Raw genomic sequence first — 26,030 nt, forward strand, 5'->3', positions numbered from 1 at the left:
GCTTGCTGCGCCCCTTCTCGTAGGGGTCGCCAGGTTCGGGAGCGATAGTCTGCTGGCCAGGCTATTAGCCAGCAGCATCCCAAACCGCGCGAGATTCTAACAGCTTGCAAGCCGCTGCGTTAGATCCGTGTCTTTAGTGTATAGAGCATTTCGAGAGCACGACGTGGCGTCATGTCGTCCAGATCGAGCTTGGCCAGGTCATCCAGCACCGGGTGCGGCAGGCTGGCGAACAGGTCGCTTTGCAGCGGTGCGGCCGGTTTGCCTTTGGTCGGTGCAGGTGTTTCATGGGGCAGGGCGGTGTCTTCCAGGCGGCTCAAATGCTCGCGAGCGCGCGTAATGACTTCACTCGGTACGCCTGCCAGCTGCGCAACGGCCAGGCCATAACTCTGGCTGGCCGGCCCGGGCAGCACGTGGTGCAGGAACACGATGCGCTCGTTGTGCTCGGTGGCATTGAGGTGCACGTTGGCCACCAGCGGCTGGGCTTCCGGCAGGACAGTCAGTTCAAAGTAGTGTGTGGCGAACAGCGTGTAGGCACGCAGATGCGCCAGGCGCTCGGCCGCCGCCCATGCCAGGGACAGACCGTCGAAGGTGCTGGTGCCGCGCCCGACTTCGTCCATCAGCACCAGGCTGCGCTCGGTGGCGTTGTGCAGGATGTTCGCGGTTTCGCTCATTTCCACCATGAAGGTCGAACGCCCGCCGGCCAGGTCATCACTGGAGCCGATCCGGGTGAAGATGCGATCGACCAGCGACAGTTCGCAACTGGCTGCCGGCACGAAGCTGCCGATGTGCGCCAGGAGCACGATCAAGGCGGTCTGACGCATGTAGGTGGATTTACCGCCCATGTTCGGACCGGTGATCACCAGCATGCGGGTGTTGTCATCAAGGCTCAGGTCGTTGGCCACGAACGGCGTGGTCAGCACTTGTTCTACCACCGGGTGACGACCCTGGCTGATGCGCATGCACGGCTCACTGACGAAGCGCGGGCAGTTCAGGTCGAGGTTCAGCGCGCGTTCGGCAAGGTTGCTCAAGACGTCCAGCTCGGCCAGGGCGCCAGCAGTGTCCTGCAAGGGTGGCAATTGGGCGATCAGGTCTTCAAGCAGCGCTTCGTACAGCATCTTCTCGCGGGCCAGAGCGCGGCTCTTGGCTGACAGTGCCTTGTCTTCGAACGCCTTGAGTTCCGGCGTAATGAAACGCTCGGCGCCTTTGAGTGTCTGGCGGCGAATATAGTCGGCCGGTGCCGATTCCGCCTGCTTGCTTGGCAGCTCGATGAAGTAGCCGTGGATGCGGTTGTAACCGACCTTCAGGTGCGACAGGCCGGTGCGGGCCTTTTCCCGTGCCTCGAGGTCGATCAGGAATTGCCCGGCGTTTTCGCTCAGCGACTGCAGTTCGTCGAGTTCTCTGTCGTAGCCGGTTTTCAGCACGCCGCCGTCACGAATGACTGCGGGCGGGTTGTCGATGATGGCTTTTTCCAGGAGTGCCGCCAGTTCCGGGTAGGTGCTGGTGATGGTGGCGAGTTGCTGGAGGTGCGGGGCTTCGAGCTCCGTCATTGCCACTTGCAGTTCCGGTAGTGCGCCGAGGGCATCACGCAAGCGAGCGAGGTCGCGGGGGCGGGCATTGCGCAGGCCGATCCGCGCAAGAATCCGTTCGATGTCACCGATTTCCTTGAGCTGCGGTTGCAGCCTTTCGAAGCGGTAACCGTCGAGCAGGCAGGTGATCGAGGTCTGGCGCGCCAACAGCACCGTCAAATCGCGTAATGGGCGATTCAGCCAGCGGGTCAGCAGACGGCTGCCCATGGCGGTCTGGCAGCGGTCCACCACCGATTGCAGGGTGTTGTCGCGGCCGCCGGCCAGGTTGGTGTCGAGCTCCAGGTTGCGACGGCTGGCGCCATCGAGCACCACGGTGTCGTCCAGGCGCTCATGACGCAGGCTGCGCAAATGAGGTAGGGCGGTGCGCTGGGTTTCCTTGGCGTAGGCCAGCAGGCAACCGGCGGCGCCGATGGCCAGGGTCAGGTTTTCGCAGCCAAAGCCTTTGAGATCCTGGGTCGAGAATTGCTGGCACAGGCTTTTGAGCGCCGAATCGCGCTCGAAATCCCACGGCGCACGACGACGCACGCCACGGCGTTTTTCCGCCGGCAAGTCCTTGGGCCAGTCATCCGGAATCAGCAGTTCCACCGGGTTGACCCGCTCCAGCTCCGCCAGCAGATTTTCCCAACCCTTGATTTCCAGCACGCTGAAGTTGCCGCTGGTGATGTCCAGCACCGCCAGGCCGAACAGGCGCTCATCACCCAGGACGGCGGCGATCAGGTTGTCCCGACGCTCGTCGAGCAGCGCCTCGTCACTCACCGTCCCCGGCGTGATGATGCGCACGACCTGCCGCTCCACCGGCCCTTTGCTGGTGGCCGGATCGCCGACCTGCTCGCAGATCACCACCGATTCGCCAAGTTTCACCAGTTTTGCCAGGTAACCCTCGGCGGCATGGTAAGGAATCCCGCACATCGGAATCGCCTGCCCGGCCGACTGCCCGCGGGCCGTCAGGGTGATGTCCAGCAACTTGGCGGCCTTCTTCGCGTCTTCATAGAAGATCTCGTAGAAGTCGCCCATGCGGTAGAACATCAGCTGGTCCGGGTGCTGGTTTTTCAGGCGCCAGTACTGTTGCATCATCGGGGTGTGGGAGGACAGGTCGGAGACGGCTTTATTCATCGGATTGTCAGGAAGCTCGTTGAAAGAGATGGGGCAAAAGCGGGGCAACGGCCGGGCTTTTCCGCGATGGGCGCAAGGTTACCATGGGCGGTCTACCCGACGCAGGCATCACGGCCGGGTGACTCCTTTGCCATTTACAATCTGGATATGCATGACTTATGCAAATCGGCATTGTCTTCTTCGAGAAGAGCAAGCACTATGCGAGTTATGCAAAAACGCAACGTATCTACCGTATTAAGAGCATTGCTCGATCAGCACGGGATCTCCCCCACGGAGCTTCACCGTCGAACCGGCGTGCCTCAATCCACGCTCTCGCGCATTCTCAGCGGGAAAATCGTCGATCCTTCGGATAGGCACATTTCGAAAATTGCCGACTATTTTTCCGTGAGCACCGACCAGTTGCGAGGTCGCGCGGACGTCACGTATGCCGCTAATGCCGGGCGCGCTCCCGTGCATTCGGAACTCAAGGATATAAGCCTGTGGGACGACGATACCCCTGTCGATGACGACGAGGTGTCGGTTCCCTTTCTTCGCGAGGTTGAATTGGCCGCAGGATCAGGAAGATTCGTCATCGAGGAGAGCGAGCGCTCCAGCCTGCGCTTCGGCAAACGAAGCCTGCGCCATAACGGCGTGCAGTTCGACCAGGCCAAATGCGTGACAGTGCGGGGCAACAGCATGTTGCCGGTACTGCGTGATGGCGCCACGGTCGGGGTCAATGCCGGCAAGTGCGGCATTGGCGATATCGTTGACGGCGACCTTTATGCAATCAATCACAACGGCCAGTTACGAGTGAAGCAGCTGTATCGCCTGCCGTCCGGGATTCGCTTGCGCAGCTTCAATCGTGACGAGCATCCGGACGAGGACTACAGCTTCCAGGAAATCCAGGAAGAGCCGATTGTTATCCTTGGACATGTCTTCTGGTGGGGCATGTACGCCCGCTAACACCCCCTGCGTTCAGATAAAACCCGCTTCCCGAGCGGGTTTTTTTCGTGTGCTGAAAGCATCGGACTGTCTTTTTGTATGCGTTTACGCATTGCCTTTCTATGCATAAATGCATAGTCTTGTTGCCTATCTATCCAAGAACACGGAATGACCGTTCACTCAAGGAGGCATGAAATGACCGCTGAGCAATATGCGTTGCTGGACATGCCTCTGTGGCTGGTCATCAGCCTGCCAATACTCGGTGGCGTTACCGGTGAAATGTGGCGTGCCGATAAAGAGGGCGTTCGTGGCTGGTCCCTTATCCGGCGCCTGAGCCTGCGGTCTGGCTCCAGCATGATCTGCGGCGTCTCGGTCATCATGCTGCTGCACGCCGCCAATGTTTCCATCTGGGCTGCCTGTGCGGGTGGTTGTTTAGCGGCGATGGCCGGGACAGACGTGGTTCTAGGGTTGTATGAGCGTTGGGTGGCCAAGCGTATGGGGGGCGGACATCTTCCGTCCGGTGACGTCGAAGATTGATTCCCCGACAGGCCTTTTCCAGAGCCTCTGGTTCTTTACATTTTGATCGGTCCCGTCGCTTGCAAGTGCGGTCTGCTCGTGTACGGTTAACCTCATCCCGCCCGATCAGGAGATGACCGTGAACGAAATCACCCAGCTCGCCGCCGAACTCGGCAGACGCCTGCAGGTTCTCAATGCCCACGTCACCACGGCGGAGTCCTGCACCGGCGGAGGCATCGCCGAGGCAATCACCCGTATCCCCGGGAGTTCGGCCTGGTTCGAGGCCGGTTATGTCACCTACTCCAACCGGCAGAAAACCCTGCAACTGGATGTCCCGGTGGAGTTGTTCACCACCGTGGGCGCGGTCAGCCGCGAGGTGGTCGACGCCATGGTCCGGGGGGCGCAGAAGAAAAATAGCGCGTATTTCTCCGTGGCGGTCAGTGGTATCGCCGGTCCGGATGGTGGAACGGCGAACAAGCCGGTTGGCACGGTGTGGCTGGCCTGGGGCGTCGGAGATCAGGTGTTCTGCGAGCGGCAGCACTTCCCGGGTAATCGCGACGACGTCCGCCGACAAACGGTGAAGGCCGCGCTAGAGGGGCTGCTGCGGTATGCCGCGGCAGAAATCTCAAATCAGGGGTAGGCGATCCGGAATCGCTGTGGAATAATACTGGCTACTTATACAGGTGTTGGCCGTCAGGCCTTATTGATTACGTGAGGACTTTAATGGACGACAACAAGAAGAAAGCCTTGGCTGCGGCCCTGGGTCAGATCGAACGTCAATTCGGCAAGGGTGCCGTAATGCGTATGGGCGATCAGGACCGTCAGGCGATCCCGGCCATCTCCACTGGCTCTCTGGGTCTGGACATCGCTCTCGGCATCGGCGGTCTGCCAAAAGGCCGTATTGTTGAAATCTACGGTCCTGAATCTTCCGGTAAAACCACGCTGACCTTGTCCGTGATCGCCCAGGCTCAAAAAGCCGGCGCGACCTGCGCATTCGTCGACGCCGAGCACGCCCTCGACCCTGAGTACGCCGGCAAGCTGGGCGTCAACGTCGACGACCTGCTGGTTTCCCAGCCGGACACCGGCGAGCAGGCCCTGGAAATCACCGACATGCTGGTGCGCTCCAACGCGGTTGACGTGATCATCGTCGACTCCGTGGCCGCCCTGGTGCCAAAGGCTGAAATCGAAGGCGAAATGGGTGACATGCACGTGGGCCTGCAAGCCCGTCTGATGTCCCAGGCGCTGCGTAAAATCACCGGTAACATCAAGAACGCCAACTGCCTGGTGATCTTCATCAACCAGATCCGTATGAAAATCGGCGTGATGTTCGGTAGCCCGGAAACCACCACCGGTGGTAACGCACTGAAGTTCTACGCATCGGTTCGTCTGGACATCCGTCGTACCGGCGCGGTGAAAGATGGTGATGAGGTCGTCGGTAGCGAAACCCGCGTCAAGGTTGTGAAGAACAAGGTAGCTTCGCCGTTCCGCCAGGCCGAGTTCCAGATTCTTTACGGCAAGGGCATCTACCTCAACGGCGAGATGATCGACCTGGGTGTTCTGCACGGTTTCGTCGAGAAGTCCGGTGCCTGGTATGCCTATGAAGGCACCAAGATCGGTCAGGGCAAGGCCAACTCGGCCAAGTTCCTGGCAGACAACCCGGAAGTCGCGGCAAAGCTGGAGAAGCAACTGCGTGACAAGCTGCTGTCGCCTGCATCGGTTGCGGACGCCAAAGCTTCTGCGGTCAAAGAGACCGAAGACGACCTGGCTGACGCTGATATCTGATCGAAGCGATGACTGCCGTACTCGATACACTCGTCGCGGTGCGGCGAACCGCAATGGACCTGCTCGCACGTCGCGAGCACGGTCGTGTCGAGCTGACGCGTAAACTGCGTCAGCGCGGCGCCATCCCCGAAATGATCGAAACAGCACTCGACCGGTTGACGGAAGAGGGGTTGTTGTCCGAAACCCGTTACCTCGAAAGTTTCGTTTCCTACCGCGCCCGTTCCGGTTATGGCCCTTTACGCATTCGTGAAGAGTTGGGCCAGCGTGGCCTGCAGCGCACCGATATTGAACTTGCCCTGCGAGAGAGCGGTATCGACTGGCAGGAGCAATTGATCGATACCTGGCGGCGCAAGTTCTCCGGACAATTGCCGGCAGACGCCCGGGAGCGAGCCAGGCAAGGCAGGTTCCTGGCGTATCGGGGATACTCCATGGAAATGATCAACCGCCTGTTCAGCGGTCGAGGGATGGACGATTGAACTGAAACGGCCTGCTATTTCGATAGCGGGCCGTTTTTTTATGCCTCACGAAACCTTTGACGGCTCCCGGGTGCGTTGTTGTACCTGGGGTTTTGATTGTGCCCAGTTTTCCGGCAGGTTGATGTAGTCCACAAGCTCGCGCAAGCGGCCATGATTGCGGGCGTTGAAGTTGAAGACCAGTCGCGCCAGATGGCTGAACTCGGCTTCGTCGTGTTCCTCGCCGCTGTAAGTGTGCTGATGGAAATGATCGCTCAGGCACAGGTCGGCGAAAGCCTCCTGCATGTGTTCGAGTGCGTGGTCGCTGAGTGTGTGATTCATGCGAATCAGGAACTGGTGCTTGAGCCAGCGACTGGAGTGGAAGTTACTGTAGAACTGGTTGATGTGCTCTACCGCTTCTTCGACGTTGTAGACCAGTTTCACCAGCTTCATATCAGTGGGCAGGATGTAGTGGTTTTCTTCCAGTTGCTGGTGAATGAAGTCCAGTGCGCCTTGCCAGAATTTGCCACCCGGTGCGTCGAGCAGCACCACGGGCACCAATGGACTCTTGCCGGTCTGGATCAACGTCAGCACTTCCAGCGCCTCATCCAGCGTACCGAAGCCACCCGGGCACAGCACCAGGGCGTCGGCTTCCTTGACGAAGAACAGCTTGCGGGTGAAGAAAAAGTGGAAGGGCAGCAGGTTGGTCGTGCCGTCGACAGTGGGGTTGGCATGCTGTTCGAAGGGCAGGGTGATGTTGAAACCCAGGCTGTGTGTCAGGCCGGCGCCTTCATGCGCGGCGGCCATGATGCCGCCACCGGCGCCGGTAATGACCATCATGTCCGAGCGCGTCAGAGCGGCGCCGAGTTCCCGGGCCATGCTGTAGAGCGGATGTTCCATGGGCGTACGGGCCGAGCCGAATACCGTGACCTTGCGCCGCCCCTTGAATTGTTCGAGTACGCGGAAAGCCTGTTCCAGTTCGCGCAGGGCTTGCAGGGTGATTTTGGCATTCCAACGGTTGTGGTCTTCCTGGGCCATGCGCAGCACGGTCAGGATCATGTCGCGGTAGATCGGGGTGTTCGGGCTGTTGGGTGAAATCAGCTTGAGTTGTTCTTCGACCTTGCTGATGAGGTCATGGCCGCTTTCTTCAAAATGACGGCTCAGGAGGTCATTCGGTTGGTAAGGCATTCAACTTCTCCTTCTGCACAGAACCCTCGGCCCGACAACGTACGTCGGTGCCACGACACTTCATGTGTCGCTGTCTGCCCAGGCCCATGCCTGGGCGATCTACTTGACCCGAAAGGTATCGGATCATCCAAACAGGCTCTGTTTTCCCTTGGATGAAAGAAACGTTTGCACAACACGACAAGCGACGGCCAGCCCCTTTCCAGCCTGAAAGAGTGAACGTGGATACCCTGAAATCTAGACCTTCACAGTGATTTGCGCTGTCTTGATCATTGCGCCACAAAGTCTTTCCTGGCAACCGCTTATTGACGATTTGCAAGGTGCTTTCACCGCTCGTCTGAACGTACGTCGCATGTGCGGCACTCTGATTTACTAAGTTACAGGTGTCACGCGACAGCTTTGCGTCAACGGCAGGGCGCACGGTACAAGCGGTTCAAGGATTTATCGCTCAAACATGAGTGAAGTGCAGGGAGGCGGGAAACCATGACCAGAGTCGTTCTGGAGATCGATACGCAACTGTATCGATTGCTGAAGGCATCAGCCGAGACCCATCAGTTAAGTCTCGAAGAGGAGTGCTGCCGACGTTTGCGCGGTGGCGAACGTCGTTCGCATTACTTGCAGGCGCTGCTGGCGGAATTGCGCGCCGAAGATGAACAGCGGCGCGCCAATTCCCGGTGATTACTTTTTCTTCTTGGCCGGTTGCAGGCAATCCGATTCCTGGAAGCTCGCGGAGCCGACCGGGCGGTTGGTCTTCACCTCGGTGAAGTCGTAACGCATGATCGCGCCCTTGGCCATCAGCTTGCGAAACCCTTCGTTCCTGCAGACAGAAGCTCCCAGCTGGAAGTACACGGCTTTCGGGTCTGCACGCATCTTGTCGGCGTGGCTGCTCTGCACGCTCAGATGGTTGATCAGCTGTTTGCCTTCAACGGTGTAGCCTTGATCGAGTATGTCTTCGTTGATCGCTCGTGGAGTGCCGACGCTGCTCTGGGTGGCGACGTTTTGCAGCATTTTGCTCAGTTCCGTGTCTTTCAAGGACGCAGCCTGAGCGTTGAAGGACGACGCCAGCAAAATGGCCGCGGTAGGAACGATAAGGCGCAGCATGAAACTCTCCTGGTTCAGTGATGGGGGTTGGACCCGTCACGTGACTGTGCGTTCAGTGGCGGCGAATTATAGGGGAGGCAGGCTGGACGGTACAGGCTTGCGCCGGGCGCTCTGGTAAACTGCTGGCACTTTTTACCCTGTCGAGTGTTTTTCGTGTCGATTTCCCTTCTCTGTGGGCATTGCCCGCCATGAGTCATACCCCTGCGCGCTTTGCCTTGAACGCCGTAGCCCGCTTGCGCGATCAGCGCGAGGAGGAGGGCATAAAGCCGATTCAGGCCCGCGGCTGGCGCGCGCCGCGCTGCCGTGACTGCCGGGTGATCGAGAGCCATTGCCTGTGCGCATGGCGTCCGCAGGTCGCTACCCGCTCCGGCGTGTGCCTGATCATGACCAACAAGGAAGTGTTCAAACCGAGCAACACCGGTTGGCTGATCGCCGACGTGGTGCCTGACAACCATGCCTTCATCTGGTCCCGTACCGAGATCGATCCGAAGTTGCTGGCGCTGTTGTCCGACCCGCAATGGCAGCCTTACCTGGTGTTTCCGGGTGAGTACGTCGAACCTGAGCGCGTGACAAACAGCGTGGACGTCGATGGCACGAAGCGCCCGTTGTTCATTCTGTTGGATGCGACCTGGACCGAAGCGCGAAAGATCTTTCGCAAGAGCCCCTATTTCGACCGACTGCCGATCCTCAGCCTGCTGCCGGAGAAACTCTCCCGCTACCGGTTGCGCCGCTCGACCCGCAGCGAGCATCTGTGTACGGCGGAAGTGGCGGCGCTGTGCCTCGACCTTGCAGGCGATGTCGCCGCAGCATCGGCGCTGGATGCCTACTTTGATGTGTTCAGCCAGCATTACCTCGACGCCAAACACCAGTTGGACATGAACGTTTCGACACCGGCGCACGCCGAGTTGATGCCCTATGTCCGGTCGGTCACTCCATTGATGGACTGATTGTCGCGCATACTGCAATAAAGTGTACCGGCCATGTTGCTTGACCACCCCGGTTTCGCTGGGCATGCTTGGCGCCGATTAGGGTGCGGCCGGAATTTTCGACGCCGTCTTTTGCGTTGAGCGTGCCTTGTCAGTGCAGCTCCGTGGCTGTGTCTTGACTTGCTTTGGCGAGGTCCGAATGCATCGGGCCTCCCATGAAAAACAGGATCATTTGAAAAATGGCCACATACGAAATCCTGATTGCCGATGACCACCCACTTTTTCGTAGTGCCTTGCATCAAGCGCTGACTCTGGGCCTTGGCCCGGATGTCCGTCTGGTGGAAGTGGCAAGCATCGCCGAACTGGAAGTGCGCCTGACGGAAAAGTCCGATTGGGATCTGGTACTGCTGGACCTGAACATGCCGGGGGCCTACGGTTTTTCCGGGCTGGTCCTGCTGCGCGGCCAGTACCCGCAGATTCCGGTGGTCATGGTCTCGGCCCAGGAAGAACCGACCATCATGGTCAAGTCTCGTGAATTCGGCGCCAGTGGCTTCATTCCCAAGTCCAGTGATTTGAGTGTGATCCAGAAAGCCGTGCGTGCGGTCCTCGATGGCGACGTGTTCTGGCCGCCGCAGGCGTTCGAAGCGGTCAGTGTCTCGGATGAGGCCAAGGCGGCCAGCGAAGGTCTTGCCAGCCTGACGCCGCAGCAATTTCGCGTGCTGACCATGGTCTGCGAAGGCTTGCTGAACAAGCAGATCGCCTACGAGCTCAGCGTTTCCGAGGCAACCATCAAGGCGCACGTGACCGCGATTTTCCGTAAACTGAATGTGCGGACCCGGACCCAGGCCGCGCTGCTCCTGCAACAACTTGAGTCAATTTCCAGCCATTGAAGGCTGGCAAATTCACGCTTTTTTGACTTTGGTTGAACTAGCTTTCCCACTTCTTTTTTGCCAGTTGCCCACTCTATGTCACCTTTCAAAGGCCAGACCGGCCTGAAACGTATTCTCAATGCTTCCGGTTATTCGCTGGACGGCCTGCGCGCAGCCTTCACCGGTGAAGCCGCCTTTCGGCAATTGGTGTTGCTCAACGTCATCCTGATTCCTTTGTCGTTCTTCCTGAATGTCAGCCGGGTCGAACAGGCGTTGTTGATCGCGGTATGCCTGTTGGCGTTGATCGTCGAGTTGCTCAACTCGGCGGTGGAAGCAGCCATCGACCGCATTTCCCTTGAGCGGCACCCGCTGTCCAAGAATGCCAAGGACATGGGCAGTGCCGCCCAGGCCGTGGCATTGAGCATGATTGCCCTGGTGTGGGCGGTGATTCTGCTCTAGGCGATCGTCGGCAGCACGATCTCGTCGCTGCGCTGTACCCCGGCGGTGAAGGCGCGGCACAGATCGAGGAACTCGCGCATCGCCGAGGTCTGATATTTCTGTTTATGCCAGATGAAATAGAACTGTCGCGCCAGATCCAGATCCGGCGTCTCGACAGGCACCAGGCTGCCGCGGCGGAATGCGTCGCGCAAAGCCAGCCTGGAAATGCAGCCAATCCCCAAACCTGATTCCACTGCGCGTTTGATCGCTTCGGTGTGCTCAAGCTCGAGGCGGATGTTTAACGAAGTGCGGTGATGGCGCATGGCTTGATCGAAGGTCAGCCGCGTGCCTGAGCCCTGTTCGCGCAAGATCCAGGCTTCGTGGCTCAACTCGTCCATGGTGGCCGTGCCGCGCTTGGCCAACGGATGCTGAGGGGCGCAAAACACCACCAGTTCGTCCTCGACCCAGCTTTGCACTTCGATGTCCGGGTGACTGCAGTCGCCTTCGATTAGACCCAGATCAATTTCATAGTGGGCCACTTGTTGCACGATATTGGCAGTGTTCTGCACATGCAGCTTTACCTGGCTTTCCGGGTGGCGCTGCATGAAACTGCCGATCAACAACGTGGCCAGGTAATTGCCGATGGTCAGGGTCGCGCCCACGGCCAGCGAGCCGAAACCGGACTTGCCGTTGAGCAGGTCTTCGATTTCCTTGGCCTGGTCCAGCAGCGCCACCGCTTGCGGCAACAGTTGTTTACCGAGGGCGTTCAGGCTCAACCGTTTGCCGGCACGGTCGAACAACTGGCAGCTGCACTGGCGCTCCAGTTCGGTGATCGAGGTGCTCGCCGCCGATTGCGAGAGGTTGAGCAGGCCCGCGGCACGGGACACACTTTCCTGCTGGGCGACGGCGACGAATACTTGAAGTTGACGGAGAGTAAATCGCATATCTATATAACCGATAACCCTTATCTTAATAATCCATTTAACAGATATTGTCTCTGCCTTTAGAATGCGATGCAATTGCGCAGAGCTGGCTTTTTTGCAGAGCAGGCGCCGAACACGCGCAGACAAATCTCCAGGAGTCCCACGTACATGAGCAACATGAACCACGAGCGTGTCCTCAGTGTTCACCACTGGAACGACACTCTGTTCAGCTTCAAGTGCACCCGTGATCCGGGCCTGCGCTTCGAGAACGGTCAGTTCGTGATGATCGGCCTGCAACAGCCCAACGGCCGCCCGCTTATGCGCGCTTACTCGATTGCCAGCCCGAACTGGGAAGAGCATCTCGAGTTCTTCAGCATCAAGGTGCCTGATGGTCCGCTGACTTCGCAGTTGCAGCATCTGAAGGAAGGCGACGAGATCATCATCAGCAAGAAGCCTACCGGCACGCTGGTACTGGATGACTTGAAGCCTGGCAAACATTTGTACCTGCTCAGTACCGGTACCGGCCTGGCGCCGTTCATGAGCGTCATCCAGGATCCGGAAACCTACGAGCGTTTCGAAAAAGTGATCCTGTGCCACGGCGTGCGTTACGTCAACGAAGTCGCTTACCGCGAGTTCATCACCGAGCACCTGCCGCAGAACGAGTTCTTCGGCGACGCGCTGCGTGACAAGCTGATCTACTACCCAACCGTGACCCGTGAGCCGTTCGAGAACGAAGGTCGCCTGACCGACCTGATGCGCAGCGGCAAGCTGTTCAGCGACATCGGTCTGCCACCGATCAACCCGCAGGACGACCGCGCCATGCTGTGCGGCAGTCCGAGCATGCTCGACGAAACCAGCGAAGTGCTGAACAGCTTCGGCCTGAAGGTTTCGCCGCGGATGCGCGAGCCGGGTGATTACCTGATCGAGCGTGCGTTCGTCGAGAAGTAAGCAACCGCTCAACGGTTCTGCTTTCCCTGTGGGAGCGGGTTTGCTCGCGAAGGCGGTGTGTCAGTCAACGTTAATGTCGACTGACACACCGCCTTCGCGAGCAAGCCCGCTCCCACAGTTGTTTATGGTGTTGAGATGTTTGCGGGAATGACTTCGAGAACGCGAATAACCCCGGCTTCGGGGTAATGCCAACGCACATCGACATCCCAGAACTGCGCGCCGTACTCCCGCTCGGGTGCAGGCGTTTGATAGGCCGGGCGCGGATCTTGCGCCAGGCATTGCTCGATCAACTCGACCAAAGGCTCTGCAAGGCGCTGGGCATGCTCGTGAGCCTGTTGTAGCGCTGTGTCCGTCCACTGCACAGGAATCAATTGCGGCGCAGCGCTGGCGATGCTGTTGGCGGCGGTGTCGATGATGTCGGCGTAGGGCACGTAGGGTTTGATATCGAGAATCGGCGTGCCGTCCAGCAGATCGATGCCCGAGATCCACAACCGGCCGGCTTCGACCTTGTCCAGTTTCACCACCGACTGCCCGATGCCATTGGGGCGGTGGGTGGCGCGGGTGGCGAACACGCCCATGGATTTGTTGCCGCCGAGGCGAGGAGGGCGGACCTTCAGGCGAGGCTTTTCTTCCAGTGCCTGGTGGAACAGGAACAGCAGCCACACGTGGCTGACCTGTTCCAGGCCCTGCACCGCGTCCCCTTGATCGAACGGCGCCACCAGTTCCAGCACGCCACGGGCGGCCGGGGCCAGTTGCGGTTGGCGCGGAATGGCGAATTTTTCCTTGAAGCAGGAGCGCACGAAGCCGATGGGGGAAACGCTGTAGGTCATGGTTTGGGGTCGAGGCGGGAAGAGGGTGGGCATGATAACCCGACCAGCTCAAGTCAGGTGGTGACTGCCCCGGCCTCTTCGCGGGCAAGCCCGCTCCCACAGGGATCCATGGCGTACACAAATTCTGTGTGCGCTCGAGAACCCTGTGGGAGCGAGCTTGCTCGCGATAGCCGCACAGCCGATCTACAGACTGAATCCGCCATCCAAAGGAATAATATTTCCGGTCATGTAGGCCCCAGCGGTACTTGCCAGACTGATCGCCAGCGCCGCCATCTCTTCCTCGCGGCCCCAACGCTTCATCGGGATCAGCGCCGTATCCTGCGCCAGAGCCTGTTCATCATTGCCAATGTGCTGGGTCATCTTGCTCGGAAAGCGCCCCGGGGCGATCACGTTGACGTTGATGTGCTGGCTCACCAGTTCGCGCGCCAGAATTCTTGACAGTTGGTGCAACGCAGCCTTGCTCGGCCCGTAGGCATACGCCTGCTCGCCGAAGGAGGATATCCCCGCTACCGATCCGATGTTGATGATCCGCGCCGGATTCGTTTCGGAACCGGCCTTGCGCAGCAGGGGCAGAAACTGTTGGATGCAGTTGAACACCGAGGTCACGTTGAGCTGCATGACCTTCTCCCAGCCCTTGATCGGGTAGCTCTCCAGCGGCGCGCCCCAGGTGGTGCCGGCATTGTTCACCAGGATGTCCAGATGAGTGATCTGCTCGCCCAGGCGGGTGGCCAGTTGCAGGACGCCCTCTTCGGTGGCGAGGTTGGCCGCCATGGCGTGGCAGCGTCCAAACGCTCCGAGTTCGCCAGCGGTTTGCAGGCAGGCTTCAACGTCGCGGGCGCAGACGTACACGGTGGCGCCCGCCTCGACGTAGGCCTTGGCGATCATCTTGCCGATACCACGGGTGCCGCCGGTCACCAGGGCGGTGCGGCCTTGCAGGGAAAAGTAGGGATGCATGGCGAATCCTGAGAACTGAGGTCTTTACACCCTAGTCGTCAGCCGCCAGAAGCGGAGCCACTATTTTTGCGCGGAATGAGGGGCCATATGGCCCGGCCTTGAACTGCATGCATGCAGTTCAAGGCCAGCGGGCGTTTACTGCGGGCGAACGCGCAGGGTCAGGCCCTTGAGGAAGTTGCGCAGCAGCTGGTCGCCGCACGGGCGATAGTTGGTGTGGCCGAATTTGCGGAACAGTGCGCTCAGCTCGGGCTTGGACACCGGGAACTCGGCAGCCTTGAGGATCGCGTGCATGTCGTCTTCTTTGAGCTCGAACGCCACCCGCAGTTTTTTCAGGATGATGTTGTTGGTCACCGGCACTTCGATCGGCTGCGGCGGACGGCTTTCGTCCTTGCCGCGCTTGAAGATCACCAGGCCGTCGAGGAAGTGCGCCATGACTTCGTCCGGGCAGCGTACGAAACCTTCCTCGTCTTCCTCTTTCTTGTCGAGGTAGGTCAGCAGGTCCGGCAGGGTCACGTCCATGCCGCCGAGCTTGATGATCTCGATGACTTTCTTGTCGCTGATGTCGAGCATGTAGCGCACGCTGCGCAGTACGTCGTTATGAATCATGTGTGCAGTCCTGATATTCAGCTGTGGGCGTCGCGGCCAGGCGCGGCGCCGAAATGTGTGGCGGCGAGAAAAGCCTTAGAACTTCTCTTTGCCGGACAGGTAGCGCCATTGCCCCAGCGGCACTTTGCCGATGGACACGCCGCCGATGCGGATGCGACGGATGGCGATGACCTTCAGGCCGACCGCCTGGCAGAGCAGGGCGATGATGCCCGGTTGCGGGTTCTTCATGGCAAAGCGCAGGCGGTTCTCGTTCTGCCAGCTGGCCTTGACCGCCGGCAACTCCTTGCCCTTGTAGGTCAGGCCGTGGTTCAGGCGGTTCAGGCCGTGGGCCACCATCTCGCCTTCAACCTCGACCACATACTCTTGTTCGATCTTGTTGGAGTCGGCGGTGAGTTTGCGCAGGATTTTCCAGTCCTGGGTGAACACCAGCAGACCACTGGCGTTGGCCTGCAGGTCGGTGCTGGCGGTCAGGCGCAGGAAGTGCCCGCGCAAAGGGCGCTTGCCGTAACGGTGCTCTTCGCTCAGGGTCTCGGCGCCGAGGGTGGCCATGGCGGTGTCTGCGTCCATGCCGGCTGGCACGTTCAGCAGCAGCGTCACCGGTTCCGGTGCAGTGGCCTTGGCTTCGGGATCAAGCTCGACTTTCTGGGTGTCGACCTTGAATTGCGGCTCGTCGATGACCACACCGTCGACGGTGACCCAGCCGCCCTCGATGAACAGCTCAGCCTCCCGACGGGAACAGCCGACGAGTTCGATGAGGCGTTTGGAGAGACGAATCGGGTCAGTCATGTCAGGGCCGTAACAAAAAGGGGGTGGGCATTGTACCTGCCTGGCGTCGGTTAATCCCGGTTCCATTTACGCCGCAAGGTTTTTTGTGGGAGAGGGCTTGCTCGCGAAAGCGGTTTATCAGTCAACATTGATGGTGAAGCTGATGGACTCTTCGCGAGCAAGCCCGCTCCCACATTTGTTCCGTGTTGTGTCAGCCGTGCTGTGAAAGTTTGTGGTTCTGGCGCATACGCATGTGCAGCAGTGGATACGGCTGGCCCATGCCATCGACTTCCGAGCGACCGATGACCTCGAAGCCCTGCTTGAAGTAAAAGCCGAGGGCTTGCGGGTTCTGTTCGTTGACGTCCAGTTCATCGGCGTTCAGGTGTTCCAGGGCATAGCGCAACAATTTCTTGCCCAGGCCTTGGCCGCGATGGTCCGGGTCGATGAAGAGCATTTCGATCTTGCCGGCCGCGACGCCGGCGAACCCGGTGATGCGCTGGTTCGAATCCTTGGTGCAGATCAGCATCACCGAGTCGAGGTAGCGGGTCAGCACCAGGTTTTTCAGCAGTTCGATGTAGCTGTCTGGCAGAAAGTCGTGGGTGGCACGTACCGAGGCCTCCCAGACCCGGGTCAGTTCTTCGTAGTCGCCGAGTTTCGGCGTGTGGATGACCGAATGCTGACGCATGCCCGTCTGCCCCTTTTGCAGTGGTTGATAGGAATCCTTCCATGTGCAAACGATAGCCGTAAAAAAGCCCCGCATCTCGTCAAGAGAGCGGGGCTTTTCGTATTTTCTGCGTTTAGATCTGTTCAGCCCACAGATCGTATTCGTCGGCGTCGGTCACTTTGCACCAGACCTTGTCGCCCGGCTTGAGGTTGCTGCCGTTGTCGATGAATACGTTGCCGTCGATTTCCGGGGCATCGAAGAAGCAGCGGCCGACCGCGCCTTGCTCGTCGACTTCATCGACCAGCACTTCGATCTCACGGCCAATGCGCATTTGCAGGCGCGCCGAGCTGATGGCCTGCTGGTGCGCCATGAAGCGGTCCCAACGGTCCTGCTTGACGTCGTCCGGGACGACTTCCAGGTCCAGGTCATTGGCCGGTGCGCCTTCTACCGGTGAGTACTGGAAGCAGCCGACGCGGTCGAGCTGGGCTTCGGTCAGCCAGTTCAGCAGGTACTGGAAGTCTTCTTCGGTCTCGCCCGGGAAGCCGACGATGAAGGTCGAACGGATGATCAGGTCCGGGCAGATTTCGCGCCAGTTCTTGATCCGTGCCAGGGTCTTGTCTTCGAAGGCCGGGCGTTTCATCGACTTCAGCACTTTCGGGCTGGCGTGCTGGAACGGGATGTCCAGGTACGGCAGGATCTTGCCGGCGGCCATCAGCGGGATCAGCTCGTCAACGTGCGGGTACGGGTAAACGTAGTGCAGACGAACCCAGACGCCGAGGGTGCTCAGGGCTTCGCAGAGTTCGGTCATGCGGGTTTTCACCGGCGCGCCGTTCCAGAAACCGGTGCGGTATTTCACGTCGACGCCGTAGGCGCTGGTGTCCTGGGAGATCACCAACAGCTCTTTGACGCCGGACTTGACCAGGCGCTGGGCCTCGTCGAGCACGTCACCCACTGGACGGCTGACCAGTTTGCCGCGCATCGACGGGATGATGCAGAAGCTGCAGCTGTGGTTGCAGCCTTCGGAAATCTTCAGGTAGGCGTAGTGGCGCGGGGTCAGCTTGATGCCTTGTGGCGGCACCAGGTCGATCAGCGGGTTGTGGTCCTGGCGTGGCGGCACGACTTCGTGCACGGCGTTGACCACTTGTTCGTACTGCTGCGGACCGGTCACGGCCAGCACGCTCGGGTGTACGTTGCGAATGTTGCCTTCTTCGACGCCCATGCAGCCGGTCACGATGACCTTGCCGTTTTCCTTGATGGCTTCGCCGATCACTTCCAGGGACTCGGCCTTGGCCGAATCGATGAAGCCGCAGGTATTGACCACTACAACATCGGCGTCCTGATAGGTGGACACGACGTCATAGCCTTCCATGCGCAGCTGGGTAAGGATGCGCTCGGAGTCGACCAGTGCTTTGGGACAACCCAGGGATACGAAGCCAACCTTTGGATTGGCCGGCGCAGGAGTGGTGGACATGTCTAACCTCGGTATTTTGTGACGCCGCTTGCCGGGCAGGGCAAAACCGACGGACGGGCGCTTGAACTGCGCCTCTGATCAAAAAGTGCGCAATTCTAGCGATGAGTCGTTCACTTGACCAGCTTTATGCAGGGAAATACGACGAGTGCTGCGCTATGCTTCGCGCCGTTAGGCTTTACTGATTTTTTACTGTCAACAAAACGTCTGTAACGTGAAGTAAAACAGCGCATGCTGCACGACAAAGCATAGTGCTTCTTTCAAAGAAGCCTGGGTCTGAGAATCAGGAGTGGTGGATGGGTCAGGCAAGTAGTCAGGCTGCCGGTGCCGAACATTCGGCGGTGAAGCCGATCGGCATGCTGGTCGCGGCAGTCGGGGTTGTTTATGGCGATATCGGCACCAGTCCGTTGTACACCCTCAAGGAAGTTTTTTCCGGCGGCTATGGCGTGCCGGTCAACCATGACGGGGTGCTAGGGATCCTGGCACTCATTTTCTGGTCGCTGATCTGGGTCGTGTCGATCAAGTACATGATGTTTGTGCTGCGCGCCGACAACCAGGGCGAAGGCGGGATCATGGCCTTGACCGCACTGGCCCGGCGGGCGGCGGCGGGGCACGCCAGATTGCGCACGTTGCTGGTGGTCTGCGGACTGATCGGCGCGGCGTTGTTCTATGGCGACAGCATGATTACCCCGGCGATTTCCGTGCTGTCGGCGATTGAAGGCCTGGGGCTGGCCTTCGAAGGTATCGACCATTGGGTCGTGCCGCTGTCGGTGGTGGTGTTGGTCGCGCTGTTTCTGATCCAGCGTCACGGCACGGCGCGCATCGGCATTCTGTTCGGGCCGATCATGGTCACCTGGTTCCTCGTGCTGGGTGCGTTGGGCGTCTATGGCATCAGCCAGCATCCGGAAGTCCTGCAAGCGATGAACCCTGTGTGGGGTGTACGTTTCTTCGTGGTCCATCCGGGCATGGGCGTGTCGATTCTCGGCGCTGTGGTGCTGGCATTGACCGGTGCCGAGGCGCTGTACGCGGACATGGGCCACTTCGGCCGCAAGCCAATCGCTCGTGCCTGGTTCATCCTCGTGCTGCCGGCGCTGGTGCTGAATTATTTTGGCCAGGGTGCTTTGTTGCTGGGCGACCCGGAAGCTGCCCGCAACCCCTTCTATCTGTTGGCGCCAAGTTGGGCGTTGATCCCGCTGGTGGGGCTGTCGACCCTGGCGACGGTGATTGCCTCGCAAGCGGTGATTTCCGGTGCGTTCTCCCTGACCCGCCAGGCGATCCAGCTTGGTTACATTCCGCGCATGCACATCCAGCACACCTCCAGCGCCGAACAGGGCCAGATCTACATCGGCGCGGTGAACTGGGCGCTGATGGTCGGCGTGGTGCTGTTGGTGCTGGGTTTCGAATCCTCCGGAGCCCTGGCCTCGGCCTACGGTGTGGCGGTGACCGGGACCATGCTGATGACCAGCATTCTGGTGTCGGCGGTGATCCTGCTGCTGTGGAAGTGGCCTCCGGTCCTTGTGGTGCCGATCCTGTTGGGTTTCCTGTTGGTAGACGGTGTGTACTTCGCCGCCAACGTGCCGAAAATCGTTCAGGGCGGTGCATTCCCGGTCATCGCCGGTTTCGCGCTGTTTGTGCTGATGACCACCTGGAAACGCGGCAAGCAGTTGCTGGTCGAACGTATCGATGAGGGTGGATTGCCGCTGCCGATCTTCATCAGCAGCATTGCCGTACAACCACCCCATCGAGTTCAGGGCACTGCCGTGTTCCTGACGGCGCGGCCGGATGCCGTACCCCACGCGCTGTTGCACAACCTGCTGCATAACCAGGTACTGCACGAGCAAGTGGTGCTGCTGACGGTGGTGTACGAAGACATCCCGCGGGTGCCGCCAACACGACGGTTCGAGGTCGATGCCTATGGCGAAGGTTTCTTCCGGGTGATCCTGCACTTCGGCTTTACCGACGAGCCGGACGTACCGAAAGCGCTGAAGCTGTGTCATCTCGATGAGCTGGACTTCAGCCCGATGCGCACCACGTACTTCCTCAGCCGCGAAACGGTCATCGCCTCCAAGCTCGAAGGCATGTCCCGCTGGCGTGAGGCGCTGTTTGCGTTCATGTTGCAGAACGCCAACGGCAATCTGCGATTCTTCAATCTGCCGCTGAACCGGGTGATTGAACTGGGGACGCAGGTGGAGATGTAAGTCCCATCAAAAAGCCCCCGTTGCCATTGCGGCAGCGGGGGCTTTTTTGTGGGCGAGTGCAAAACTGGAAGACTCTGAAGATCCAGTGTGGGAGCGGGCTGGCTCCGGGCGGCGTTCCGACGAAAACGGAGTGTCAAATACATCTGTTTCGCCTGACACGCCCCCTTCGCGAGCAAGCCCGCTCCCACAGGGGATGTGTGGTGGAATGAAAAAGCCCCCGCAACCGTAAGGGCTGCGGGGGCTTTTTGCTGGCTGTCAGATCACTCTGTAGCAGCCGTTTCCTTCACCTGCCGCTTCTCGATCACATCCACCAGACGCTTGGCCAGCGCCGGGTAGTTCTCGTCGAAGTGGTGGCCGCCAGGCAGCTTGATGGCTTCGCCCACCGCCGTCTTGTCGGTGCAGCCACTCTCATCGGTTTCTTCTTCGCCGTAGATGCACACCACTTTGGCGGCTGGCAGCTTGGCCATTTCCGGGCCGGTGGCGGCTTCCTTGCCGGCGTTGCCGAGCCAGCCTTCTACTTCGATCTCGAAGCTGCCGGTGCGGGCGAAGGCCAGCAGGATAATGGCGTCGACGCGTTGCTGCTCCGACTCGGCCAGACGGTTGTAGATTGCCGGCAGTACGTCGGCGCCGAACGAGTAACCGGTCAGGATGAAGCGCTTGGTGCCCCATTTCTGCCGGTAGTGTTGCATCAGTTCGGCCAGGTCCAACGCGCTTTGCTCCGGGCTCTTGTGCTGCCAGTAGTAGCGCAGGGTGTCGATGCCGACCACCGGGTAGCCGATCTTGGCCATCTCGCCCGCCACGTCGCGGTCGAGGTCGCGCCAGCCGCCGTCACCCGACAGGAACAGGGTCACGGTGTCGCTGGCCTGACCCGCTGGCACTTCGACCACCGGGATCTGCAGGCCGCCAGCAGCTTTGTCGCCGCCGACGAGGATCTTGCGCAGTTCGTTGTTCAGCACCTGCGGCAGGTTGATGTCGTAGTCGCTGATGCTGGTTTCGGCGTTCGGTTGATCACGCACGAAGCCGGCACTGGTGTCGTCCGGGTTGTCGTTCCACGCGACCAGCCAGTGACCGTGGGCAGCGCTTTTCGGCAGCAGGTGAGTGCAGCCGCCCTTTTCCAGGGCCAGGTCGACCGAGACGGCCTGGGCCTTGTCATCCTTCTGCTCGGACAACCAGCGCCAGGCCAGCACGGCGCCAGGGCCGATGCCGCTGACCAGCGTCGCCGGGCCTTTCAGTTCCCGCAGGCCCGATTGCAGGGCGCGGCTTTGCAGCAGGCAGTCCTTGGGCAGGATCACCTGGACAATCTGCGCCGAAGCACTGCGGCTCAGGGTCATCAATTGCTTGTCGCTGAGTTTCTGGTCTTCGTTGACCGCCACCAGCACCTGGGCGCGCGGCGAGGTGCCGGGGATGACACGGGTCATCGCCGCACCATCGGCCGGAGTCAGCAATTCGAGGGTCGGTTCCGGTGCCGGGCGTTTCAGGTACCAGTAACCGCCACCGAAAATCAGGGCCACTATCACCAGCGTACCCAATACATACCGCAAGGAGCGTTGAATCATCAGCGTTTCACCAATCCGGTCAAGCCGCCCGCGATCAGGGCGGCAGTGTCGGCCAGCGCAACCAGCGGATCGAGTCCGGCGGGCACGGCCATATAACGGGGTTCCCAATCAGGCTGGAACTTGTCTTTGAAGCGGCGCAAGCCCTGGAAGTTGTACAGCTGCTCACCACGGCGGAATACCATCGAGCCCAGGCGCTGGGTCAAAGGTGCGCCGCGGCGGGGTTGCAACCCCGACAACGGCACCATGCCCAGGCTGAAACGCGCGTATCCATGGTTTTTATAATGCTGAATCAGGCCGACCATCATGAACTCCATGGTCAGCTTCGGGGCATCCGGATGCGCACGCATCAGGTCGAGGCTGGCCAGGTCATGGCCGTAGGTCTCGAGCAGGTTGGCGAACGCCACCGGGCGTCCTTCGAAACGAATCACCGCGATGCGGAAATGCTTGAGGTAGTCATCGCTGAAGCGGCCCAGCGAAAAGCCTTTCTCCCGGACGTTCTTGCCGGTCAGCCAGGCATCGGAAATCACCTTGAGCTCCTCCATCGGCGCCCGGCCCGGCTCATGGATTTCCAGGGACAGGCCGTCACGGGTGCCACGGTTCCAGGTGTAGCGCAGGTCCTTCATCTCTTTGCCCTTGGCTTCGAGATCAAAACGCTTGAGGTCGACCCGGGCTTCTTCGCCGAGCTTGATCGCAGTCAGGCCGATGTCCATGTAATACGGCAGGTTCTCGGCGCGCACTTGATAGAACACGGGACGGGCGTGGTGGATGTCACACAGGTCGCGGAACTGCCAGATCATTTCCGCCCGTTGCTGGCCCGGGCCGATCGGGTCATACAACGCCACCAGGCTGCGACCGCGACGGGCGTACATCAGGAACGCTTCGTCATTGGGGTGAAACAGCAGCGCCTTGTCACCGGTCAGGGCCAGGCCGCCATCCGGTTGGGCCGATGCCATGAGGATCTTGCTGGCGCGCTCCAGTTCATCGGGCGTCGGCAGGTGAATGACCGGCCGCGCGGTGCGCAGCAGCCAGGTCAGCGATACCACCACCAGCAGCACAGCAGCGCCGAGCAGCGAACGCAGGCCGCGAGGGGCATCGGCGTCGAGGGTGAACTGCCACCAGAGTTGGTGGCTGTACGGAACGTCCTGATAGGCGAACAGCAGCAACCAGATCGATGCACCGAGCACGCACAGGCTGGCCACCAGGTACAACGGCGAGAACGGTACTTCGGTCAGGCGGCTGGGGCGATAGAACGAGCGGCGGAATACCCCGAGCAGGCTCGCCGTCAGCACCATCAGGCTGGCTTCTTCCCAGTCGAAACCTTTGAGCAGTGAGAGCAGGGCACCGACCAGCAACAGAATGGTGGTCAGCATCCACGCGGCCGACAGCCGGCGACGCAGCCCCTGGGCCAGCAACAGGCAAAGAACGCCGACCAGGCTGGCGCCAAAGTGCGAAGCATCGACCAGTCGATGGGGGATCAGAAAACCGATGTGTTCCAGACGGGTATCGATTTCCGGGGTGGCGCCGGAGAACAGCAGGACAACACCGGACAGGAATACCAGCAGCGCCAGTATCGGGGCCGCCAGGCCTGAGGCCGCGCGCAACGTCTGGCGTGTCTGGAACAGGCGCTGGCCTTCGTTGATCAGCAATAGCAGGCAGGCCACCAGCAAGGGCAGGACCACGTAGATCAAGCGATAGAGCAGCAGGGCGGCCGCCAGTGGCGCAGCGCCAAGGGTGTCGGAAAACGCCGCCAGCAAAATCGCCTCGAACACCCCGACGCCGCCCGGCACATGGCTGAGCACGCCGGCGGCCAGAGCCAGCAGGTAAACCAACAGGAACGCACCGAAGGGTGGTGCTTCCGGCAGCAGCAGATAGAGCACGATCGCGGCGGCTGCTACGTCGAGGGCGGTGATGATCAATTGCAGGAACGTCAGGCGACGCCCGGGTAGACGCAAGGTGCGGCGCCCGACCCTGACCAGCAGGTTGTCCGGGTAAGGCTGTTCCGGCAGCCGACGACGGTAGATGCCGATGGCCAGCACCGCAAACAGCACGAGCACGGCGCTCGCCACCACGCCCAGCAAAGTCTCGGAGAGACCCAGGGCGGTGGACGCAGCTGGCAGGTCGCTGAGCGTCGCCAGGGCGGCCAGCGGCGGCAGGGCGCAACCCAGCGAGAGGCTGGCGAACAACGTCATGCGGGCGACTTCAGCCGCTCCCAGGCCATGACGGGCATAGAGGCGATAGCGGACCGAACCGCCCGACAACATTGAAAGACCAATGGCGTTGCCGATGGCAAAGGCCGTGAAGCCACCCAGCGCCAACGTGCGCGGTGCCAGGCTCACCCCGGCATAGCGGCTGGCCGACCATTCGTAGCCGAGCAGAATGATGAAGCCCACCACGGTTGCGGCCAGTGCGCCCATCAAGGCAGGTTTCGGAACTTCGAGGATCGAGTCGTGCAGCGCGTAAAGGTCGAGTTCGCTCAACAGGTGGTGACAGGCAATCAGCGCGATCGCGAACAACAGCAGGGTGACCGCCAGGCCAATGGGTTGACGGTATTTGCTCAATCGATCAAGCAGGCGCAGGCGCTCGGCATTGATCGGTTGTGTCGCTGTGACAGTGTCTTGTGAATCAGACGAGTTGGCGCGCATCAATCACCTCTTGGATTGTGCGCGACAGGATGGAGGTATCCAGCCAAGTTACCAATCCCTGCAGAAAAAAATAATCACAAATATTAACGCCTATCACCGGGCAACGGGGACGGCGCGTCATCAGTCGTGAAGGCTTCAGCGTGCAATAGAGCATAGTCTGACCCCGGCGCATGGGTGTTCCCCAAACGGCTTGCTACACAGTGGCAGGTCATTGTTGCGAAAGGACTTTTTCAACAGATACAAAAAAGGCCACTCTTTCGAGTAGCCTTTTTTGATGTTTGGTTGCGGGAGCCGGATTTGAACCGACGACCTTCGGGTTATGAGCCCGACGAGCTACCAGACTGCTCCATCCCGCGTCTGTGTGGCTCATTCTATAGAGATGCGCTCGGGTGTCAACCTCCAATTCCGATAAAACCTCTTCCCGTTCAATCGGTTAGCGTTCAAAAGGGGAGGGCGACCGGTCTGTGAGGCAGGCAGGACAAGGCCTGGGCGTCTATTGAAAGTAATTTTTCGATTGAAAAAATAAATTCACAATCGACTCTTCCTATGATTGTAAAAGAACATTCAGACTACTGGTGCTATATACAGGTCTCGGTGAGATACTGTTTGTCCGGCACGCCATGACGCCTTTTCTTTGCCATGAACACGGCTTTGCTATGACTCAACGCAAGATCATCCACGTCGATTGTGACTGCTTCTATGCAGCCATCGAAATGCGCGACGACCCACGCCTCGCCGGTAAACCACTGGCGGTAGGTGGGTCGGCGGACCGGCGCGGGGTCATCGCCACCTGCAATTATGAGGCGCGAGCGTACGGGGTGCGTTCGGCGATGTCCTCCGGGCATGCCTTGAAGCTGTGCCCGGACCTGACCATCGTCAAGCCACGCATGGACGCCTATAGAGAAGCGTCCAGGGAAATTCACACGATCTTTCGCGATTACACCGAGATCATCGAGCCGCTCTCGCTCGATGAGGCGTACCTCGATGTGTCGGACAGTGCGCATTTCGGTGGTAGCGCAACGCGCATCGCCCAGGACATCCGACGCCGGGTCTCCAACCAGTTGCATATCACCGTGTCGGCGGGCGTGGCGCCGAACAAATTTCTGGCCAAGATCGCCAGTGACTGGAAAAAGCCCAATGGCCTGTTCGTCATTACTCCGGATCAGGTGGAGGACTTTGTCAGCGGTTTGCCCGTGAGCAAATTGCACGGGGTCGGCAAAGTCACCGCCGACAAGCTCGGCAGGCTGGGTATCACCGATTGCCTGCAGTTGCGCGAGTGGGACAAGTTGGCGCTGGTGCGTGAATTCGGCAGCTTTGGCGAGCGACTCTGGAGCCTGGCCCGTGGGATCGATGACCGCGTGGTGCACAACGACAGTCGTCGTCAGTCGATCAGTGTTGAAAATACCTACGACGTTGACCTGCCGGACCTGAAGAGCTGCCTGGATAAATTGCCCGAGCTGCTGGAGACCCTGGCGGGTCGTATGGCACGAATCGACAGCAGTTATCGTCCGGGCAAGCCATTCGTCAAAGTGAAATTCCATGACTTCACCCAGACTACATTGGAGCAGGCTGGGGCGGGGCGGGATC

24 protein-coding genes and 1 tRNA gene are annotated in these 26,030 nt (G+C 60.0%); 12 read left to right on the forward strand and 13 right to left on the reverse strand.

The features are described 5' to 3' along the window. Positions 1–119: 119 nt before the first annotated feature. A complete protein-coding gene (mutS, locus tag KGB28_RS04560) occupies positions 120–2,699 on the reverse strand; it encodes a DNA mismatch repair protein MutS (RefSeq protein WP_223442791.1) in 2,580 nt (859 codons plus the stop codon). 207 nt (positions 2,700–2,906) lie between these two features. Here mutS and KGB28_RS04565 point away from each other — a divergent pair, with 207 nt between their 5' ends. The 5 genes from KGB28_RS04565 (at position 2,907) to recX (ending at position 6,394) form a co-directional block, all read left to right on the forward strand. After that, on the forward strand, positions 2,907–3,641 hold the full coding sequence (locus KGB28_RS04565; RefSeq protein ID WP_223442794.1) for a helix-turn-helix transcriptional regulator: 735 nt from the start codon (positions 2,907–2,909) through the stop codon (positions 3,639–3,641). Between the two features lie 174 nt (positions 3,642–3,815). Further along, entirely contained in the window at positions 3,816–4,157 is a 342-nt protein-coding gene (locus KGB28_RS04570; protein WP_223442796.1) for a phage holin family protein, read from the forward strand. Between the two features lie 118 nt (positions 4,158–4,275). Further along, complete coding sequence (locus tag KGB28_RS04575; protein WP_223442799.1) at positions 4,276–4,776, forward strand: CinA family protein; 501 nt, start codon at positions 4,276–4,278, stop codon at positions 4,774–4,776. Between the two features lie 83 nt (positions 4,777–4,859). Next, complete coding sequence (gene recA, locus KGB28_RS04580; protein WP_223442801.1) at positions 4,860–5,918, forward strand: recombinase RecA; 1,059 nt, start codon at positions 4,860–4,862, stop codon at positions 5,916–5,918. An 8-nt stretch (positions 5,919–5,926) separates the two neighbouring features. Next, on the forward strand, positions 5,927–6,394 hold the full coding sequence (recX, locus tag KGB28_RS04585; RefSeq protein WP_223442804.1) for a recombination regulator RecX: 468 nt from the start codon (positions 5,927–5,929) through the stop codon (positions 6,392–6,394). 45 nt (positions 6,395–6,439) lie between these two features. On the opposite strand, the gene KGB28_RS04590 is transcribed toward recX, so the two are convergent. Further along, positions 6,440–7,558 (reverse strand): TIGR00730 family Rossman fold protein, encoded by a 1,119-nt coding sequence (locus KGB28_RS04590; RefSeq protein ID WP_223442807.1) that lies wholly within the window; start codon positions 7,556–7,558, stop codon positions 6,440–6,442. A 480-nt stretch (positions 7,559–8,038) separates the two neighbouring features. On the opposite strand from KGB28_RS04590, the gene KGB28_RS04595 reads away from it, so the two are divergent. Continuing rightward, positions 8,039–8,233, forward strand: a complete 195-nt coding sequence (locus KGB28_RS04595) for a hypothetical protein (RefSeq protein ID WP_223442810.1) — start codon at positions 8,039–8,041, stop codon at positions 8,231–8,233. Here KGB28_RS04595 and KGB28_RS04600 read toward each other — a convergent pair whose 3' ends face one another. Further along, entirely contained in the window at positions 8,234–8,656 is a 423-nt protein-coding gene (locus KGB28_RS04600) for a quorum-sensing-regulated virulence factor family protein (protein ID WP_150727660.1), read from the reverse strand. 188 nt (positions 8,657–8,844) lie between these two features. Here KGB28_RS04600 and KGB28_RS04605 point away from each other — a divergent pair, with 188 nt between their 5' ends. The 3 genes from KGB28_RS04605 to KGB28_RS04615 all read left to right on the forward strand — a co-directional run bounded on the left by KGB28_RS04605 (position 8,845) and on the right by KGB28_RS04615 (position 10,910). Next, complete coding sequence (locus tag KGB28_RS04605; RefSeq protein ID WP_223442813.1) at positions 8,845–9,603, forward strand: tRNA-uridine aminocarboxypropyltransferase; 759 nt, start codon at positions 8,845–8,847, stop codon at positions 9,601–9,603. Positions 9,604–9,821: 218 nt separating this feature from the next. Next, positions 9,822–10,472, forward strand: a complete 651-nt coding sequence (erdR, locus tag KGB28_RS04610; RefSeq protein ID WP_008054094.1) for a response regulator transcription factor ErdR — start codon at positions 9,822–9,824, stop codon at positions 10,470–10,472. A gap of 75 nt (positions 10,473–10,547) precedes the next feature. Beyond that, the gene (locus tag KGB28_RS04615) at positions 10,548–10,910 is read left to right on the forward strand and encodes a diacylglycerol kinase (protein ID WP_057716147.1); all 363 of its coding nucleotides are present in this window, start codon (positions 10,548–10,550) and stop codon (positions 10,908–10,910) included. Here KGB28_RS04615 and KGB28_RS04620 read toward each other — a convergent pair. Then, complete coding sequence (locus KGB28_RS04620) at positions 10,907–11,833, reverse strand: LysR family transcriptional regulator (protein WP_046041182.1); 927 nt, start codon at positions 11,831–11,833, stop codon at positions 10,907–10,909. The genes KGB28_RS04615 and KGB28_RS04620 overlap by 4 nt on opposite strands. Before the next feature lie 147 nt (positions 11,834–11,980). Between KGB28_RS04620 and fpr the strand changes: the two genes are divergently transcribed. Beyond that, entirely contained in the window at positions 11,981–12,760 is a 780-nt protein-coding gene (gene fpr / locus KGB28_RS04625; protein ID WP_008054100.1) for a ferredoxin-NADP reductase, read from the forward strand. A 122-nt stretch (positions 12,761–12,882) separates the two neighbouring features. On the opposite strand, the gene tsaA is transcribed toward fpr, so the two are convergent. From tsaA to rimO, 6 genes are all read right to left on the reverse strand, one after another. After that, a complete protein-coding gene (gene tsaA, locus KGB28_RS04630) occupies positions 12,883–13,590 on the reverse strand; it encodes a tRNA (N6-threonylcarbamoyladenosine(37)-N6)-methyltransferase TrmO (RefSeq protein ID WP_223442815.1) in 708 nt (235 codons plus the stop codon). Between the two features lie 183 nt (positions 13,591–13,773). After that, positions 13,774–14,544, reverse strand: a complete 771-nt coding sequence (locus KGB28_RS04635; RefSeq protein WP_223442817.1) for an SDR family oxidoreductase — start codon at positions 14,542–14,544, stop codon at positions 13,774–13,776. Between the two features lie 135 nt (positions 14,545–14,679). Next, complete coding sequence (locus tag KGB28_RS04640; protein ID WP_046816549.1) at positions 14,680–15,150, reverse strand: DUF1456 family protein; 471 nt, start codon at positions 15,148–15,150, stop codon at positions 14,680–14,682. A gap of 75 nt (positions 15,151–15,225) precedes the next feature. Next, positions 15,226–15,936, reverse strand: a complete 711-nt coding sequence (locus KGB28_RS04645; protein ID WP_150727653.1) for an rRNA pseudouridine synthase — start codon at positions 15,934–15,936, stop codon at positions 15,226–15,228. Between the two features lie 190 nt (positions 15,937–16,126). Further along, positions 16,127–16,600 carry a GNAT family N-acetyltransferase gene (locus KGB28_RS04650; protein WP_223442818.1) on the reverse strand — a complete coding sequence of 158 codons (474 nt, stop codon included), beginning with the start codon at positions 16,598–16,600 and terminating at the stop codon, positions 16,127–16,129. Between the two features lie 112 nt (positions 16,601–16,712). After that, complete coding sequence (gene rimO, locus KGB28_RS04655; protein ID WP_034146797.1) at positions 16,713–18,050, reverse strand: 30S ribosomal protein S12 methylthiotransferase RimO; 1,338 nt, start codon at positions 18,048–18,050, stop codon at positions 16,713–16,715. Positions 18,051–18,343: 293 nt separating this feature from the next. Between rimO and KGB28_RS04660 the strand changes: the two genes are divergently transcribed. After that, complete coding sequence (locus KGB28_RS04660) at positions 18,344–20,245, forward strand: potassium transporter Kup (protein ID WP_223442820.1); 1,902 nt, start codon at positions 18,344–18,346, stop codon at positions 20,243–20,245. A gap of 260 nt (positions 20,246–20,505) precedes the next feature. Here KGB28_RS04660 and KGB28_RS04665 read toward each other — a convergent pair whose 3' ends face one another. From KGB28_RS04665 to KGB28_RS04675, 3 genes are all read right to left on the reverse strand, one after another. After that, a complete protein-coding gene (locus KGB28_RS04665; RefSeq protein WP_223442822.1) occupies positions 20,506–21,801 on the reverse strand; it encodes a virulence factor family protein in 1,296 nt (431 codons plus the stop codon). Then, the gene (mprF, locus tag KGB28_RS04670) at positions 21,801–24,443 is read right to left on the reverse strand and encodes a bifunctional lysylphosphatidylglycerol flippase/synthetase MprF (RefSeq protein WP_223442825.1); all 2,643 of its coding nucleotides are present in this window, start codon (positions 24,441–24,443) and stop codon (positions 21,801–21,803) included. Before mprF ends, KGB28_RS04665 begins: the two co-directional genes overlap by 1 nt. Positions 24,444–24,722: 279 nt before the next feature. Further along, positions 24,723–24,799 (reverse strand) — tRNA-Met (locus KGB28_RS04675). 300 nt (positions 24,800–25,099) lie between these two features. Between KGB28_RS04675 and dinB the strand changes: the two genes are divergently transcribed. Beyond that, on the forward strand, positions 25,100–26,030 hold a 931-nt coding region (dinB, locus tag KGB28_RS04680), incomplete at its 3' end, for a DNA polymerase IV (RefSeq protein WP_223442828.1).

It is taken from the genome of Pseudomonas sp. BF-R-19 (assembly GCF_019956445.1).
In the GTDB taxonomy this organism is placed as follows: Bacteria; Pseudomonadota; Gammaproteobacteria; order Pseudomonadales; family Pseudomonadaceae; genus Aquipseudomonas; species Aquipseudomonas fluorescens_BH.

Excerpts from the sequence above, each read along its gene's own strand:
- KGB28_RS04645 (WP_150727653.1), bottom strand. The coding sequence starts at position 15,936 with ATGACTGACCCGATTCGTCTCTCCAAACGCCTCATCGAACTCGTCGGC.
- mutS (WP_223442791.1), bottom strand. The coding sequence starts at position 2,699 with ATGAATAAAGCCGTCTCCGACCTGTCCTCCCACACCCCGATGATGCAA.
- KGB28_RS04615 (WP_057716147.1), top strand. The coding sequence starts at position 10,548 with ATGTCACCTTTCAAAGGCCAGACCGGCCTGAAACGTATTCTCAATGCT.
- KGB28_RS04620 (WP_046041182.1), bottom strand. The coding sequence starts at position 11,833 with ATGCGATTTACTCTCCGTCAACTTCAAGTATTCGTCGCCGTCGCCCAG.
- fpr (WP_008054100.1), top strand. The coding sequence starts at position 11,981 with ATGAGCAACATGAACCACGAGCGTGTCCTCAGTGTTCACCACTGGAAC.
- KGB28_RS04600 (WP_150727660.1), bottom strand. The coding sequence starts at position 8,656 with ATGCTGCGCCTTATCGTTCCTACCGCGGCCATTTTGCTGGCGTCGTCC.
- rimO (WP_034146797.1), bottom strand. The coding sequence starts at position 18,050 with ATGTCCACCACTCCTGCGCCGGCCAATCCAAAGGTTGGCTTCGTATCC.
- mprF (WP_223442825.1), bottom strand. The coding sequence starts at position 24,443 with ATGCGCGCCAACTCGTCTGATTCACAAGACACTGTCACAGCGACACAA.
- KGB28_RS04635 (WP_223442817.1), bottom strand. The coding sequence starts at position 14,544 with ATGCATCCCTACTTTTCCCTGCAAGGCCGCACCGCCCTGGTGACCGGC.
- erdR (WP_008054094.1), top strand. The coding sequence starts at position 9,822 with ATGGCCACATACGAAATCCTGATTGCCGATGACCACCCACTTTTTCGT.
- KGB28_RS04595 (WP_223442810.1), top strand. The coding sequence starts at position 8,039 with ATGACCAGAGTCGTTCTGGAGATCGATACGCAACTGTATCGATTGCTG.
- KGB28_RS04565 (WP_223442794.1), top strand. The coding sequence starts at position 2,907 with ATGCAAAAACGCAACGTATCTACCGTATTAAGAGCATTGCTCGATCAG.
- recX (WP_223442804.1), top strand. The coding sequence starts at position 5,927 with ATGACTGCCGTACTCGATACACTCGTCGCGGTGCGGCGAACCGCAATG.
- KGB28_RS04665 (WP_223442822.1), bottom strand. The coding sequence starts at position 21,801 with ATGATTCAACGCTCCTTGCGGTATGTATTGGGTACGCTGGTGATAGTG.
- recA (WP_223442801.1), top strand. The coding sequence starts at position 4,860 with ATGGACGACAACAAGAAGAAAGCCTTGGCTGCGGCCCTGGGTCAGATC.
- KGB28_RS04605 (WP_223442813.1), top strand. The coding sequence starts at position 8,845 with ATGAGTCATACCCCTGCGCGCTTTGCCTTGAACGCCGTAGCCCGCTTG.
- KGB28_RS04590 (WP_223442807.1), bottom strand. The coding sequence starts at position 7,558 with ATGCCTTACCAACCGAATGACCTCCTGAGCCGTCATTTTGAAGAAAGC.
- KGB28_RS04640 (WP_046816549.1), bottom strand. The coding sequence starts at position 15,150 with ATGATTCATAACGACGTACTGCGCAGCGTGCGCTACATGCTCGACATC.
- KGB28_RS04570 (WP_223442796.1), top strand. The coding sequence starts at position 3,816 with ATGACCGCTGAGCAATATGCGTTGCTGGACATGCCTCTGTGGCTGGTC.
- KGB28_RS04660 (WP_223442820.1), top strand. The coding sequence starts at position 18,344 with ATGGGTCAGGCAAGTAGTCAGGCTGCCGGTGCCGAACATTCGGCGGTG.
- tsaA (WP_223442815.1), bottom strand. The coding sequence starts at position 13,590 with ATGACCTACAGCGTTTCCCCCATCGGCTTCGTGCGCTCCTGCTTCAAG.
- KGB28_RS04650 (WP_223442818.1), bottom strand. The coding sequence starts at position 16,600 with ATGCGTCAGCATTCGGTCATCCACACGCCGAAACTCGGCGACTACGAA.